A 13,607-nucleotide genomic window follows, 5' to 3' on the forward strand; every position below is an offset into this window, starting at 1 on the left:
GAGACTAAGCAATGAAAGAGTCATTAGTGCTAGCTTTGCAAAATGCAAAGAACTGGTTGGAGTCAATGGAACCCAAACAGTTCATTAAAGAATTTGAAGCATTGTCAGGTGAAAATCATGGCGTTCTCGCTTCAGAATTTGTTGAACAGTTACAAGCTGCAATGCAAATTAGTTCTGAAGTAGTGTTCCTCGATGAAGTTGATGAACCTTTATATTTTAATCTTCGAGAGTTTTGGGAATCCTCAGAACAAAGGGAACATGCCCTAAGCTCATACGCTTGCAATGACGATAACTACGCAATGGCAGCATAAAGATTATGAAAATTCAGATAGTTGAAAGTGAAGTTCTCTCGCTAAATGTGTCAAGAATCCCACTTGAACAACTAATAGAAGAGAAAGATAAATTTAAGTTTTCGTTTACTCCTGAGTTTGAAGAAAGCAAAACAAAAGGTTATTACATTACTTTCTCTGCGAGGATTCCACACCGAAATGGGGTGGTTTACGAAACCGAGTATCGGTCAGAATTCAAAACCAATGACGAGATAACGGAAGAGTTTAAAAACTCTAAGTTTATGTTCATCAATTCGCCAGCAATTGCATATCCGTTCTTCAGAGCATTTGTTGCAAATATGATGTTGGTTTCAGGGCATGAACCTATGATGTTGCCAACTGTTAATTTTGTTCAGTTATTTGAACGGAAAGGGAATTATCACGAGGAAGAATTGGAATAAAATCCTACTAGAGCTAATCCCGAAACCTTTCCAATCCGCTCCAAACCCTTAAGCCGAGACAATGAACCCATGTTCACTGTCTCGGTTTTTTTATGGCCTTTGTCACCCACAATACTTCTCGTAAATGCCAGAGTCGCAGCGGCGTTAACAGTATGCCGATTGCGAATGCGCAGCCCAAACGCATTCAAAGCCGAGTCTATCGCCAGTGCGCTAAGGACGGTTTTAATGCCCGCATCAAGGCGGAGTTATCAGGCAATGTACCTAACGTCGTGCCTTTGTACAGCCACAGTCTCACCCGCCAAAGCTACTTTGAACAAGGCTGGCATGCCGTTACTCATCTACATGTTTTAAAAGCGCGTGAGCAACATAAGGCGCAAGCTATGGCGGTGCCTAATGAACAGTAAACTCAAGGCGATTTTACTGGCCGCAGGCTTAAGTTCGGCGGCCATCACGGGCGCACAGCTTACCGATAAATGGGAAGGCAATAGCCTGAGCGTCTATGTCGATGCGGTTGGCGTACTTACCGCCTGTCGTGGCCATACGAGCAAAGACTTAAAGCTTGATCAAACCTTTACCGAGCAGCAATGCATGGAGATTTTTGCCAAGGATATCGCTCGCGCCGATAAGCAGCTGCTGCAACTCACTGCCCCTGTAAACCTTACTGATGGCGAGCACGCGGCCTATCTGTCGTTTATGCATTGGGCGGGTTATGGCAATTTTGCCAGCTCAACCCTGCGTAAAAAGCTGCTTGTAGGGGATCGTGTGGGTGCCTGCAAGGAGCTAACGCAGGCCTGTTCCACCAATCCTCAAACGGGTGAGCGCGTCTGCAATGGTTGGACCTATGGTACCCGCCTAGGTGTCAAGGTGCGTCTGAATGGGCTGATTAAACGCCGCGCCGAAGAGCAAGCCATTTGCCTAAGCGAACTCATGGCCGGAGGGATAACGCAATGACGCCCTCCCAAATCAGTATCGCCATTCAATGGTTGATTGTGTCGCTTTTTGTGGCAGTGCTTTGTTTAGCTCAATACCAATTAGCCACGACAAGAAGCCAACTTACCCAAGCGCTCGCGGATAAATCAACGCTGCAAACCGATGCTGATAACTTGGCTGATAGCTTGCGCAAATCCAATGCCGATAAGGCCGCATTAGCGGCTGAGTCAGAGCAGCTTGCCTTGCAATTACAGCAAGTCTCGCTGCAAAAGGCAGAGCTAATGGGCCGCCATCACGCCCTTAAAAACCAACTCAATCAACTGTTGCAGGACACTACCGATGAAGATGCTAAAGCATGGCGCGATGCTCCTGTACCTAATGATGTTGTGCGCTTGCTCAGCCACGCAGCCGATTGTGCGCAACGTGCCCGTTTACATGACAGCGTATGTGTTGCCGCCCGCAGCACTGATGCGCGAGTGCCAAGTGACCCAAGTGCCACAGCCCGTGATCCAGTGCCTACTGACTCAGCAAACTTTGTGCCTAGCCAACCCATCCTTAGCCGAGTTGATGCTGTCTCTCACCGCTGACCTTGGGCAATGCAACCTCGACTGGCAAGCCCTGCACGATTGGCGGCAACGCCATCAAACTGACCAAACAAAATAAGCCAAAAATAAGGGATAGGCATGGACGAAAACGATTGGGCTAGCAATATGGAAACCCGCGAGCGAGCTGCCTGTGTTGATGCAGTTCGGGATGCCGCCAGGCACAAACAACACAGCACTGGCAATGGCATCTGTATTGATTGCTTAGAGCCAAATGAGCCACAGCGGCTTAACGAGTTGCGCTGTATCAGTTGCCAAGAAGATGAAGATAAGCGCCAGAAGATGCGCTATGGGAAGCGTTTATGATCGAATCGCTATTTGAATATTTCGGTAAGTATTGGGGCTTCATTGGCAGCGTCATTAGCGTTTTCTGTGCACTGCTGATGGCGTGGTTTAGCACGCGATTTACCCCACGGATTGAGCATGAAAAGGTGATCCAAAAGGTGGCTGAAATCGACAAGCGCCTTAGCGAAACTGAAATGCAATTGGAGTACATGCCGACCCGTGACGAACTGCATGCGCTCGATAAAACCCTCACAGGTTTAGGTGAGCGCTTTGGCGCAATGGAACAAGGCATTAGGCGCTTAGAAACCAAGACCGACATGCTTCTCGAAAACGAACTTAAAGGAGGCCATTAATGGCGATGCAGCAAATTATCAATGAGCACCAACGCCTTGTGGTGCTTCGATTACTGACCGAGGCGGGAGCCTTCGCACTCAATGAGTCCATCTTACAAGATGGCTTAAATGCCTACGGCCTCGACATTAGCCGCGATGCCTTGCTGGTGCAGCTCGCTTGGCTTAACGAGCAAGGGCTGATTAAAACCGAGTTAGTGGGCAAAGTGACCACGGCCACGCTAACAGGTCGCGGCCAAGATGTGGCGACAGGCCGCGCGGTAGTGCCAGGGGTTAAACGTCCACGGGCGGGAGAGTAGCCATGGCGAGTGAAACCCGAGGCCGGCGCTCTAAAGTCGATTTACTGCCTGATCCTATCCGCAAAAAGCTCGATGCGGGGCTGCGTAATGGCTCGATTCAGCAGATTGATTTGCTCGATGAAATCAATGCGCTGATTAAAGCCGCAGGCTTACCTGAGGAAAACCAGCTTTCCCGCGCGGGCATTAACCGCTATGCCACAAAGATGGAGGCCGTGGGTAAATCCCTACGTGAAATGCGTGAGATCACCCAAGTGTGGACGGCAGAACTGGGCGATAAACCGACGGGTGAAGTGACGAAACTCATCCTCGAAATGGCGCGTTCGCAGCTGTTTAAAGCCCTATTAAACCAAGATGAAACGGGCGAAGGTGCCGACGTGGGCATGATTAAAGACGCCATGTTAGCGGTGCAGCGTTTGGAGTCTGCTGCCATGGCCAGCCATAAGCGCGAGAAAGAGATCCGCACCGCGTTCGCGGCCGAAGCGGCTAATGCCGCCGAGAAGGTCGCGAAAACCGCTGGCTTAACCAGTGATGCCGTTGCCTTGCTTAAGCGTGAAATACTGGGGATTGCCTGATGACCATTAAGAAAAGGGTGTTAGCGGCCGCGACTGCGGTAGCGCTAGCCATCACGCCAACGGCAAGCAGCTTTGATCCCACGTATGAGGCAAGTTGCCTAAGTCGCTTTGATCCTAAAGAGGTGCTGCTCGGTTATCAGAAACGCTGGATAGCCGATGAGTCTCCACTCAAGATTGCCGAAAAGTCGCGCCGAACTGGACTCACTTGGGCTGAGGCTGCGGATGCTTCTCTTACCGCAGGCGCAGCCCGTGGCCAAGGGGGGACTAACCATTTTTATGTGGGCAGTAACAAGGAGATGGCGCGGGAATTTATCGACGCTGCGGCCATGTGGGCCAAAGTATTTGATAAGGCCGCAGGCGAAATCCAAGAAGAAGTGTTTGTTGATGAAGGCCTAGACGGTAAAGAGATCCTGACCTTTGCCATTTACTTTGCCTCAGGTTTCAAGGTGCAGGCGCTATCGAGTAATCCCTCGAACCTGCGCGGTATGCAAGGCAATGTGACTATAGACGAAGCGGCGTTCCACGAGCGCTTGGCCGAAGTACTAAAAGCGGCATTGGCGCTGACCATGTGGGGCGCGAAGGTACGCTTGATCTCCACTCATAATGGCATTGATAACCAGTTCAATGAGCTGATTAATGATTCCCGTGCGGGTAAAAAAGATTACTCCATTCACCGTGTCACCTTAGATGATGCCTGTAATGAGGGGCTGTATAAGCGTATTTGCCAAGTGCGCGGCATCGAATGGAGCCAAGTGGCCGAGGATGACTGGAAAGCAAAATTACTCAAAGCCACCGCTACCGAAGAGGATGCATTAGAAGAATACTTTTGCGTGCCTAAGTCTGGCGGTGGTTCTTATCTTAACCGCGCGTTAATCGAAGCCCGCATGGCCGGCGTGACAGATAGCGGCCCCGTTGTTCGCCTTAAAAAAGACGATGCTTTTGGACAATGGCCAGAGGGTTTACGGGCAGCGGAGATCCTTAAGTGGTGTGAGGATGAACTCAAGCCGGTTCTCGATAGCTTAGACCCTGCACGCCCCCATTGCTTTGGTGAAGACTTTGCCCGTAGTGGTGACTTAACCGTGATTGACGTGGGGGAAATAGCCCAAGATCTCCACATCAAAACCAAGTTACAGGTCGAGCTTAAAAACATTCCCTTTCGCCAACAAGAGCAGATCCTGTTTTACATTGTGGACCGCTTGCCACGGCTGAGGGGCGGCGCGATGGATGCACGCGGGAATGGTCAAGCGTTAGCGGAATACGCCCAGGATAAATACGGCAGCGAAGTGATCGCCTGCGTGATGCTGTCTGAGTCCTTTTACCGCGAGCAAATGCCACGTTTTAAAAGTCACTTTGAAGATGGGCTTATCACTATTCCAAGGGACGACGACACCAGTACTGATCTGCGGGCCTTAAGCATTAACCGTCGAGGTACGCCATGCCTTGGCGATGTACGCACAGGCCAAGAAAAAGAACGCCACGGTGATGCCGCAATCAGCCTGTTCTTGATGGTATACGCCTCCACCTTAGACGGTGCCCCCATAGAGTTCACCCCCATTCCTAGAAGTGAACACCGTAATCCGAATGCCGCAGCAAGTGCCCATGAGGATGATGATCATCAAACGCAGCGAGGTTGCTGGTAATGCAAGAAAAAACAACTGAATCACGTATTTTGGACGCCAGTGGTCGGCCGTTTAATCAGCGTGAAGCCAAAGCACTGCAGACCGACGATGTGCGTTTAATTGGCCTGCAACGTACCTTTAGCCAGCACCCGAGTAGCGGGTTAACGCCCGCCAGTGCGGCCAATATTTTACAGGCCGCCGAGCAAGGCGATCTCATTGCCCAATGTGAACTGGCCGAAGATATCGAAGAGAAAGACGGCCACCTATATGCCGAGTTAGACAAACGCAAACGGGCACTGATCGGCGTGGATTACTATTTAATTCCACCCCGTAACCCGACACCACAGGAAAAGGCCGACACTGAATATCTGCAAGAAATGCTCGAAGAAGGTAACTGGATAAAGACGCTCATTAAGTCAATGAGTGATGCCATTATCAAGGGCTTTAGCATGCACGAGTTAGCCTGGACGCGAGAGCTAGGCGAATGGTTTATTGAAGTGCCAGAGTATCGCGATCCGTCTTGGTTTATGACTCACCCTGAGCGGCGCAACGAACTGCGGCTGCGTGATGCCACGGTCAATGGCGCTGACCTGTGGCCCTTTGGTTGGATCAAACATATTCATCCTGCCAAATCTGGCTATGTCAGCCGCAGTGGTTTAGTGCGTCAGTTAATCTGGCCGTTTATTTTTAAAAACTACAGTGTGCGCGACTTAGCCGAGTTTCTGGAGATCTACGGTTTGCCGCTGCGGATTGGTCAGTATCCAGCAGGTGCCAACGATGAGGAAAAGCGCGCCCTGTTAAATGCTGTCATGAGCATTGGCCATAACGCGGGTGGCATTATGCCCAAGGGCATGGTGATGGATTTCGAGAGTGCCGCCACAGGTCAAGCCGATCCATTTGATTTGATGATTAGCTGGGCTGAAAAGACCATGAGCAAGGTGATTTTAGGCGGCACCTTGACCAGCCAAGCTGACGGTAAAAGCTCAACTAATGCGCTCGGTAACGTGCATAACGAAGTACGCCAAGAGCTGCGTGATGCTGACCTTAGCCTGATTGCCGAAACCTTAACCCGTGACTTAGTGGCCCCTTTGTATGCGCTCAACTGCAAGAGTTATCAAAGCCATCGTCGCCATCCACGTTTAGTATTTGATACCACAGAGGCCGAAGACTTACGTGCCTTAGCGTATCCGCTGCGGGCGTTCGTCAGCATGGGCATGCAGATCCCACAAAACTGGCTGCATGAAAAGACCCGTATCCCTAAGCCCGCTAATGGCGAAGCCGTGCTGGTGATCCAGCAAGAAGACCCCAATGCCAGCGCTGCTAACCAGACAGCATTGGCGGCTTTAGCCGCTCAACCGTCTAGTGCCCCGTTGAGTGAACCGAGCCAAACCGCCTTAGATAAAGCCTTGGATGCACTCACTCAAGGTCAAATGAGCGAAGCCTATATGGCGATGGTAGAGCCATTACTGGCACAACTGCACAGCGAGCCGGAGCAGCTGCGGGCGCAACTGGAAAAGGGCTATCCCGCCATGGATACCGAGCAGCTTACCGAAACCTTAGCGCGGTTAATGTTTGTGGCCGAACTATGGGGAATCGCAAATGCCTAAAACCGTTGATTTAAGCATTGCCATTAACCAAGACCCCGCCGATGCGGTGGCCTATTTTCGTGCCAAAGGCTTTGCCATCAGTGACGATTGGCAAGACGTGTGGACCCGCGCCCACGCCCGTGCCTTTACGGTGGCCAAGGCGGCACAGATGGATGTGCTCACGGCGATCCGTAATGAAGTGGATGCAGCCCTAAGCCAAGGATTAACCGCTAAGCAGTTTCAGGCAAACCTTAAACCTCAACTCGAAAAGCTCGGATGGTGGGGTAAAAAGGAAGTCGATGGCCGCGAGGTACAGCTGGGGAGTCCCTACCGCTTAAACACTATCTATCGTCAAAACCTGCAAACCGCTTACATGGCTGGGCGCTATCGGCGCATGTTATCGCGCACTAAAACCCACCCCTATTGGCAGTATGTGGCGATAGATGACGGCCAAACACGGCCAGCCCATGCGCGGCTTAGGGGTAAAGTGTTCCGCTTTGACGATCCAATATGGGACATCATTTATCCTCCCAATGGCTGGGGCTGTCGTTGCCGCGTTCGGGCGCTCACCGAGGCGCAGGTTAAGGCGATGGGGATCACTGTGGAAAATGGCGAAGGTTATATCCAGCGCTTTGACACTGAGACTGTCGCACGCGGAACGGGTGAAGTATTAACCGTGCCCCATGCGCGTATCGATCTGCCCGATGGCAGCAGCATGAGCCCCGATTTAGGCTGGGCCTATAGCCCAGGCGAAGCCGCCTTTGGTACCGACGTCGCGGTAGCCAAAAAGCTGGGCACTATTCAATCCCTCGATACCCGCGCGCAGTTTATTCAGGCACTCAATAATAGCCCACTGCGCCACGCCCAGTTTGCCCAATGGACGGATGAAGTCCTTGCCGCCAATCCAGTGCAGAAACGAAGACCAGGCTTAGGCGTACAGGCTTTAGGTTTTATGACGCCCTCGATTCAAACCGCAGTGACAGCGCGTTTAGGGCGAGAACCCAGCGCATTGCTCGCTATAACTGAGCGGCAACTCATTACAGCGCAAGCCTCGGTGACGCCTAACCAGTTACAGCAATTACCGCTGCTACTGGCTAAGCCCGAGGCCGTGCTATGGGATAACGATAATCAAACCTTACTCTATGTGTATCCAATGGAAGGGCAAGCAACTAATGACCCAGCTAGTAATAGCAAATTACTTATCGCGAGCCAGTGGCAATTACAGCGCACACCTAATGAGGGCCAAGTGGAAGTACTTAAGTTATCGCTAGTTGAATTGCAGCAAGCCCAATACCAAGTGCTTGAAGGTCAGTTAAAAGGGTAGGGATGCACTATGAATAAAGTGGATATTCAGTTTACCAACGGCACTGTATTGCAGGTGCTTGATAGCTTGCTGGATAAGCTCGATGACTTAAGTGAACCCATGAACGATATTGCAGCCGTTCTGGAGTCAGCCACCGAATCAGCCTTTGAAGCAGAGGCCGATCCCGTTACAGGTCAAGCCTGGGCATCCTTAAGTGATGCTTATCTTAAAGCGAACCCTAAACGCCAGGGTGGTAAGATACTGCAGGCCAGTGCTGGCGGGCTAGCTGCCAGCGTAGTCGCCGACAGCGGTAACTTTTGGGCGGCGATTGGTAGCAATAAAATCTATGCCGCTATTCACCAGTTTGGTGGCACCGACGATATGCCCGCAGGCCCAGCGGGTATTCCAGCACGGCCATACCTTGGCGTCAGTCGAGAGGATGAACAATCCATTCTTGAGATTGTTGTCGACCTTTATAGTCGTTAATTAGAATTCGTCTACGCCTTTTTTGATTTGTGTATCTATCTCTTTCAACAGAGTCTCAATACTTTCATTTGGTTGAAATTTATAGAATTTGCTCAGCAGTGATATTGCATTTACAAGGTAAGGTAACGCATAAAGTTTCGAGTTAGTTTCTTTAGAGTATTCTAAGGATATATGACCTAGCTGGATTACTTGTATCTCTAGCGCTTTTATTGAATTAATCAAAGGGTTAGGGACTTCAGAGTTCAATAGTTCAATTATTGCGCCTTGATAACTACGAACTTCATTATGATTGTTCAATATTTTGTCGAAGGTAATACCGATAGGCCCTCTATCAGTTAATCGAGAATAAACTTGGGTAGCAAGAAGGTCGTTGATGATATCAAGCTGAGCTTTTAACACGCCCTGTAATTCGGTCAGTTTTGCATCTTGTTTTAAATGAGCAACCTGAGCTTCCATAGCTTGGCGACTTAATGCTGTTTCTTCTTTAGTCTCTTTCAACTCTTGCCGAGTTAAAGCGAGTTGCTGATTAGATAGTGACAGTTCTTTCATTTGCATCTTAAGTGACCAGATCAAAAGTCCGACAGTGGCAAAGCCTAAGATAGGGTTGAGCACGCCACCAAGAAAGTCGCCAAATGCACCAAAGTCTCCTTGGTTACCCCAGCCCCCATTGAAATTCATAAAGTACAAAGTTAGTAAAAAAGCAGCAATAACGGCCAGCAAAATGATAAGCCACCAAAATGATGTCTCGGATTCGTGGGTTTGAGTCTGCTGTTCCGCTTGAGGAGATGCCGAAGGGGTGGTCATGTGCCGTCTATGGTTTAAAAGTAATGATAGTATTCTAAGGTGACAAGCTCCGAAGCGTAAAGCTCTCAAACGAGATTTAAGCGTCTAAACTCTCAACTTGGTGTAACGGTTTATCCAGATACCACTTAAACGCTTTAACAAGGATTTAAACGGGTTTTAAACTGGGTTATAGCTGAACTCACACAATTCTATTGATTTACTTAATATGGATATAAAAAAGGGCTATTTGGGAGTGAGCGGTAAGTTATTGTACAAAAGGATTTATCCTCGTTAGATCATACATGCAGATACTCATAGCTGTTTATGTTTGATATTTTGCCCGTAGTTAAAGTCAGGTGGATAAAAGATTGGCAATCGAAAAGAACGCCGAAAAATTCCTCATAAATGTACCACGCTAACCTGAAGTTGAGCTTCAAGGTTAGCCGTTACTAACGCGAAAGCTTGTCCTCAACTTATCCACAAGATGTCCCCTGAATTCAGACTTGCAAATAGAGTAGAAACCCAATGATAATGGTGTTTATGAGCTTGGTGGACAAAAAAAAACCGCAATGCTGTGGAGGCATTACGGTTTTATCGAAGCTCTTACAAATGCAAGCACATCGATTTATGTACAAGTTGAGTTTACGGATTCAGTTTCGTTTACGCAACTATATCTTGGCGCTGCTTGTGAACTTAAATGCTCTTTTGGGAGGTCTTTATGGACGATACCGAGCGCCAAATGATTGTTAATCAAACAATCGTAATTATTAATGTTGCACCTCAACCCCCTCCAGTAAAGTTCAAAAGCTGGCTGGACTTCATAACTAAAGCGAGTTTGTTGTCACTGCCTTGGTTGCTAGATCATGCTTATGCGATTTGGCCTGTGATGTTTGGGTAATTTAAAGCCCACATGAGAAATCATGCGGGCTTTTACTTATAAAATTATTATTACTTTTTATACATAAGGACATGACTCAATGGAGCAAGTATATAGCACCAAATCTGGGACGGTTATAAACGCTGCCGATTTTTCAAACTTGTCTACTGAATTGCAGCAAACATATAAAGCAAGCCTGCATTGTATAGGTTGCGAAGATGTGGCTTGGTTTCGTTCTGCCACAAAACCGAATGCAAAAGTGGCTCGAGCGGCTCACTTCAATTCGCATCATCATCAAGGTGAGTGTCCTTATAGAACTTCATATTTAGTAATCGATGACGGAAGCGACACTGGTAATTCAGTTGATGTGCCTGTGCCAACTGTTTCTGATTATGTGATAAATTTAGATGATAATCGAGGTGGTGCAATTGCTGATATCGACTTACCTCCGATTCCACCTGCTGGATTTGTGACACCAAAAGGCGGGAGTATTGGCATTGGTACAGATAAAGCATATGAAGCCACAGTCACGCGAACACTCCGACAAATTCTATCTTACCTTAAACGCTATCCAGATTTTAAATTCTCTGATAAAAGGGTGGAAATTTATTCAGATAGTGGGCAGTTAAAGATACAAGGAACGATCAGGGACGTAGCAGTTCATTTCGATGATATTACTCCCGCAGTCGATGATAGCCAAAGCAGACTTTTTTGGGGGCTAATTGTTGACTCTTACGATGAGGCATATGGCGGTATTTGGTTGAATGCTAGTGATTCAAAATCTGGGCTAAGTGTTAAAGTATTTGCCGATATACGTGACAAGTTTTTAGAAGTTTTTAAAATCGAAGATCTTGAAGAACTTCGGGGTACTCATATACTGCTCGTTGGTAAGTTGCATTACACTGGTAAGTACAATAAACCTGTTATTTTTTGTCCATTTGTTAATTTAGTAACTTTGCAAAAGTATCGAGAGAGAAATATCTAGTTATTGGATAATTAAATTAATCCCGAAACCTTTCCAATCCGCTAGCGAGTCAAGCGAGATCATTATAGGCACTCCAATGTAATTGAGAGTGCCTTTTTTATGTCTGCAACCACCACAACTTTGGGTTTTGCCGCCTTAAGCAGCCAGTTAAACGTCAATTCAGAAGCAACCTTTGTGGTTGGTGAAGATGGCTACATTCAGGCGCTGCCTGATGGCCACTTTGCCGCCGTAGATGGTCGCCCTGAAGATGTGGCTGGTGGCAAGTGGTTGATGGATAGCGTTGCATTCGCGGCCCTGCAAGCAAACACCCCCCATAAAGCCGGTGATCTGGTTATTGACTACGAACACCAAACCCTCAACAAAGAGAAGAATGGCCTGCCTGCACCCGCTGCGGGTTGGTTCAACATCGATGACGTGCAATATCGACAAGGGCAGGGCTTGTTTATTAAGCCGCGCTTTACCGATAACGCCATCGTTTACCTCACCGCCAAAGAATACAAGTACTTCAGCCTAGTGTTCGGTTATGACACCAGCACTGGCCGCCCGCAATTTATCCACTCAGCCGCGTTAACTAACCGCCCTGGTGTCGATGGCATGTTGCCACTCGCCGCGCTGGCCGCATTGGCTGCTCTTAATACAAGCCTCAATCCAAACCTTAACCCAAACCAACCTAGCCAATCCACCGACACGGAGGAACTCCATGTGAACCCATTACTGAGAAAAATCTTAGCCGCCCTTGGGGTAGATGTGCCCGAGGATGCAACGGCCTTAACGGCTGAGCAAGAGGTCGCGGCGCTATCTGCACTTAATACGCTAACCACGGCAGCAAATAGCGTTGATGGCTTAAAGCAACAGCTTACAGCGTTGAGTGCTACATCGCCCTCGGTTGATCTAAGCCAGTACGTTCCAGCGGCAACTGTCGCTGCCCTGCGCGCGCAACTTGTTGCACTCACTGCTGAAAACGGTGTGCTTACCGTTGAGCAAACCGTGAAGGCGGCGATAGATGAAGGCAAAGCCTTTGAGTGCGAACGTGATTACCTAACCAAGTTAGGCAAGCAATCCATCGCGGCGCTTACAACCAACTTGGGTGAGCGTGTGGCTATTGCCGCATTAACGGCCAAGCAAACCACCACAGTTCCCGATCCTATCAAGGACAAGGAAACCAAACTCGCGGCACTGACTGCCGACCAAATCAAAATGGCCGATTCTTGGGGCATGTCGCACGCTGACTTTGCTAAAGCTATCGCCGCTGATCAGGAGCAAAAATAATGGCTGCTATTAACGCCCCAGTATTACACGCTCTGCGCACTATGGTGCGTAGCGAGTTTCAAAATGCTTTAGCTAAGACAGATCCACTGTATTTAAAAATTGCCTCAGTCGTGCCAAGCAATACTAAGTCCAATACCTACGGCTGGTTAGGCTCAATGCCGACTATGCGCGAATGGATTGGTGCGCGGGTGATCAACTCCATCAAAGAGCATGGTTATTCAATCACTAACCGGACCTTTGAAACCACCATAGGTATTAGTCGTGATGATGTGGAAGATGACACTTTAGGGATTTACAAACCTATGGTGCAGGCATTGGCGCAGGAAGGTGAAGAGTTTCCCGACGATCTGGTGTTCGAGCTATTAGCCGAAGGCTTTGGCACTTTGTGTTATGACGGGCAGAACTTTTTTGACACTGACCATCCCGTTAACGAGAAGCACGATGGAACGGGTGCTGACGTATCGGTGGCCAACATGGTGGTTGATGGCGCTTATACGGGGGAACCTTGGTTTTTGCTCGATACCACGCGCCCATTAAAGCCACTCATCTTCCAAGAGCGTCGCAAGCTGGATTTAAACACCCTGTTTAATCCAACTGACCCTGCAGTTTGGACCAATAACGAGTTCCAGTTCGGCACCGATATGCGCTGTGAAGCGGGCTTTGGCTTCTGGCAAATGGCCTTCGCCAACAAGCGTACTCTCAATGCCACCAACCTATGGAGCGCTTACAAAGCCATGCAAGCTTTTACCAGCGATGGCGGTAAGAAGCTCAAGATACGCCCCAATTTGTTGGTGATCCCAGCTTCTCTTGAAGACGTCGCACTCAAGTTAATGACCCGTGAGCGCATTGATGAAGGTGGCGTGACCGTGGATAACGAACTGAAAGGCAAGTTCGAGATCCTTGTGGTGCCACAGCTTTAGGTGTTCACCCC

18 protein-coding genes are annotated in these 13,607 nt (G+C 48.8%); 17 read left to right on the plus strand and 1 reads right to left on the minus strand.

Going from position 1 to position 13,607, the window contains the following annotated elements; translation table 11 throughout:
* Positions 1–11: 11 nt before the first annotated feature.
* The 13 genes from NE536_RS01595 (at position 12) to NE536_RS01655 (ending at position 8,762) form a co-directional block, all read left to right on the plus strand.
* On the plus strand, positions 12–311 hold the full coding sequence (locus NE536_RS01595) for a hypothetical protein (protein ID WP_261271578.1): 300 nt from the start codon (positions 12–14) through the stop codon (positions 309–311).
* Between the two features lie 5 nt (positions 312–316).
* Positions 317–730, plus strand: a complete 414-nt coding sequence (locus NE536_RS01600) for a protein-export chaperone SecB (protein WP_261271579.1) — start codon at positions 317–319, stop codon at positions 728–730.
* A gap of 92 nt (positions 731–822) precedes the next feature.
* Positions 823–1,134, plus strand: coding sequence for a hypothetical protein (locus NE536_RS01605; RefSeq protein WP_261271580.1), 312 nt, complete (start codon positions 823–825; stop codon positions 1,132–1,134).
* Positions 1,124–1,681: a lysozyme gene (locus NE536_RS01610; RefSeq protein ID WP_261271581.1), complete on the plus strand. Its 558-nt coding sequence runs from the start codon at positions 1,124–1,126 to the stop codon at positions 1,679–1,681. The genes NE536_RS01605 and NE536_RS01610 overlap by 11 nt, the downstream gene beginning before the upstream one ends.
* On the plus strand, positions 1,678–2,247 hold the full coding sequence (locus NE536_RS01615; protein ID WP_261271582.1) for a hypothetical protein: 570 nt from the start codon (positions 1,678–1,680) through the stop codon (positions 2,245–2,247). The genes NE536_RS01610 and NE536_RS01615 overlap by 4 nt, the downstream gene beginning before the upstream one ends.
* Positions 2,248–2,343: 96 nt before the next feature.
* Positions 2,344–2,568: a hypothetical protein gene (locus NE536_RS01620; protein WP_261271583.1), complete on the plus strand. Its 225-nt coding sequence runs from the start codon at positions 2,344–2,346 to the stop codon at positions 2,566–2,568.
* The gene (locus tag NE536_RS01625; protein WP_076500542.1) at positions 2,565–2,900 is read left to right on the plus strand and encodes a DUF2730 domain-containing protein; all 336 of its coding nucleotides are present in this window, start codon (positions 2,565–2,567) and stop codon (positions 2,898–2,900) included. Before NE536_RS01620 ends, NE536_RS01625 begins: the two co-directional genes overlap by 4 nt.
* Complete coding sequence (locus tag NE536_RS01630; RefSeq protein ID WP_006087224.1) at positions 2,900–3,196, plus strand: VpaChn25_0724 family phage protein; 297 nt, start codon at positions 2,900–2,902, stop codon at positions 3,194–3,196. Before NE536_RS01625 ends, NE536_RS01630 begins: the two co-directional genes overlap by 1 nt.
* Before the next feature lie 2 nt (positions 3,197–3,198).
* Positions 3,199–3,768: a DUF3486 family protein gene (locus NE536_RS01635; RefSeq protein ID WP_012089151.1), complete on the plus strand. Its 570-nt coding sequence runs from the start codon at positions 3,199–3,201 to the stop codon at positions 3,766–3,768.
* The gene (locus tag NE536_RS01640; RefSeq protein ID WP_261271584.1) at positions 3,768–5,408 is read left to right on the plus strand and encodes a hypothetical protein; all 1,641 of its coding nucleotides are present in this window, start codon (positions 3,768–3,770) and stop codon (positions 5,406–5,408) included. Before NE536_RS01635 ends, NE536_RS01640 begins: the two co-directional genes overlap by 1 nt.
* Positions 5,408–6,994, plus strand: a complete 1,587-nt coding sequence (locus tag NE536_RS01645) for a DUF935 domain-containing protein (RefSeq protein ID WP_261271585.1) — start codon at positions 5,408–5,410, stop codon at positions 6,992–6,994. The genes NE536_RS01640 and NE536_RS01645 overlap by 1 nt, the downstream gene beginning before the upstream one ends.
* Positions 6,987–8,297 carry a phage head morphogenesis protein gene (locus tag NE536_RS01650; RefSeq protein WP_261271586.1) on the plus strand — a complete coding sequence of 437 codons (1,311 nt, stop codon included), beginning with the start codon at positions 6,987–6,989 and terminating at the stop codon, positions 8,295–8,297. The genes NE536_RS01645 and NE536_RS01650 overlap by 8 nt, the downstream gene beginning before the upstream one ends.
* 9 nt (positions 8,298–8,306) lie before the next feature.
* Positions 8,307–8,762 (plus strand): phage virion morphogenesis protein, encoded by a 456-nt coding sequence (locus tag NE536_RS01655; RefSeq protein WP_261271587.1) that lies wholly within the window; start codon positions 8,307–8,309, stop codon positions 8,760–8,762.
* On the opposite strand, the gene NE536_RS01660 is transcribed toward NE536_RS01655, so the two are convergent.
* The gene (locus tag NE536_RS01660) at positions 8,763–9,566 is read right to left on the minus strand and encodes a hypothetical protein (protein WP_261271588.1); all 804 of its coding nucleotides are present in this window, start codon (positions 9,564–9,566) and stop codon (positions 8,763–8,765) included.
* Positions 9,567–10,263: 697 nt separating this feature from the next.
* On the opposite strand from NE536_RS01660, the gene NE536_RS01665 reads away from it, so the two are divergent.
* The 4 genes from NE536_RS01665 to NE536_RS01680 all read left to right on the plus strand — a co-directional run bounded on the left by NE536_RS01665 (position 10,264) and on the right by NE536_RS01680 (position 13,596).
* On the plus strand, positions 10,264–10,443 hold the full coding sequence (locus NE536_RS01665; protein ID WP_261271589.1) for a hypothetical protein: 180 nt from the start codon (positions 10,264–10,266) through the stop codon (positions 10,441–10,443).
* Between the two features lie 79 nt (positions 10,444–10,522).
* Complete coding sequence (locus tag NE536_RS01670; RefSeq protein WP_261271590.1) at positions 10,523–11,407, plus strand: hypothetical protein; 885 nt, start codon at positions 10,523–10,525, stop codon at positions 11,405–11,407.
* Positions 11,408–11,506: 99 nt separating this feature from the next.
* A complete protein-coding gene (locus tag NE536_RS01675; RefSeq protein ID WP_261271591.1) occupies positions 11,507–12,676 on the plus strand; it encodes a phage protease in 1,170 nt (389 codons plus the stop codon).
* Positions 12,676–13,596 (plus strand): Mu-like prophage major head subunit gpT family protein, encoded by a 921-nt coding sequence (locus NE536_RS01680; protein WP_012197084.1) that lies wholly within the window; start codon positions 12,676–12,678, stop codon positions 13,594–13,596. The genes NE536_RS01675 and NE536_RS01680 overlap by 1 nt, the downstream gene beginning before the upstream one ends.
* The last annotated feature ends 11 nt before the right edge of the window (positions 13,597–13,607 follow it).

The organism is Shewanella septentrionalis, assembly GCF_025370265.1.
Taxonomy (GTDB): Bacteria; Pseudomonadota; Gammaproteobacteria; order Enterobacterales; family Shewanellaceae; genus Shewanella; species Shewanella hafniensis.

What these genes read in the sequence shown, in the direction of transcription:
- NE536_RS01595 (WP_261271578.1), top strand. Translation starts at nt 12, where the DNA reads ATGAAAGAGTCATTAGTGCTAGCTTTGCAAAATGCAAAGAACTGGTTG.
- NE536_RS01600 (WP_261271579.1), top strand. Translation starts at nt 317, where the DNA reads ATGAAAATTCAGATAGTTGAAAGTGAAGTTCTCTCGCTAAATGTGTCA.
- NE536_RS01605 (WP_261271580.1), top strand. Translation starts at nt 823, where the DNA reads ATGGCCTTTGTCACCCACAATACTTCTCGTAAATGCCAGAGTCGCAGC.
- NE536_RS01610 (WP_261271581.1), top strand. Translation starts at nt 1,124, where the DNA reads ATGAACAGTAAACTCAAGGCGATTTTACTGGCCGCAGGCTTAAGTTCG.
- NE536_RS01615 (WP_261271582.1), top strand. Translation starts at nt 1,678, where the DNA reads ATGACGCCCTCCCAAATCAGTATCGCCATTCAATGGTTGATTGTGTCG.
- NE536_RS01620 (WP_261271583.1), top strand. Translation starts at nt 2,344, where the DNA reads ATGGACGAAAACGATTGGGCTAGCAATATGGAAACCCGCGAGCGAGCT.
- NE536_RS01625 (WP_076500542.1), top strand. Translation starts at nt 2,565, where the DNA reads ATGATCGAATCGCTATTTGAATATTTCGGTAAGTATTGGGGCTTCATT.
- NE536_RS01630 (WP_006087224.1), top strand. Translation starts at nt 2,900, where the DNA reads ATGGCGATGCAGCAAATTATCAATGAGCACCAACGCCTTGTGGTGCTT.
- NE536_RS01635 (WP_012089151.1), top strand. Translation starts at nt 3,199, where the DNA reads ATGGCGAGTGAAACCCGAGGCCGGCGCTCTAAAGTCGATTTACTGCCT.
- NE536_RS01640 (WP_261271584.1), top strand. Translation starts at nt 3,768, where the DNA reads ATGACCATTAAGAAAAGGGTGTTAGCGGCCGCGACTGCGGTAGCGCTA.
- NE536_RS01645 (WP_261271585.1), top strand. Translation starts at nt 5,408, where the DNA reads ATGCAAGAAAAAACAACTGAATCACGTATTTTGGACGCCAGTGGTCGG.
- NE536_RS01650 (WP_261271586.1), top strand. Translation starts at nt 6,987, where the DNA reads ATGCCTAAAACCGTTGATTTAAGCATTGCCATTAACCAAGACCCCGCC.
- NE536_RS01655 (WP_261271587.1), top strand. Translation starts at nt 8,307, where the DNA reads ATGAATAAAGTGGATATTCAGTTTACCAACGGCACTGTATTGCAGGTG.
- NE536_RS01660 (WP_261271588.1), bottom strand. Translation starts at nt 9,566, where the DNA reads ATGACCACCCCTTCGGCATCTCCTCAAGCGGAACAGCAGACTCAAACC.
- NE536_RS01665 (WP_261271589.1), top strand. Translation starts at nt 10,264, where the DNA reads ATGGACGATACCGAGCGCCAAATGATTGTTAATCAAACAATCGTAATT.
- NE536_RS01670 (WP_261271590.1), top strand. Translation starts at nt 10,523, where the DNA reads ATGGAGCAAGTATATAGCACCAAATCTGGGACGGTTATAAACGCTGCC.
- NE536_RS01675 (WP_261271591.1), top strand. Translation starts at nt 11,507, where the DNA reads ATGTCTGCAACCACCACAACTTTGGGTTTTGCCGCCTTAAGCAGCCAG.
- NE536_RS01680 (WP_012197084.1), top strand. Translation starts at nt 12,676, where the DNA reads ATGGCTGCTATTAACGCCCCAGTATTACACGCTCTGCGCACTATGGTG.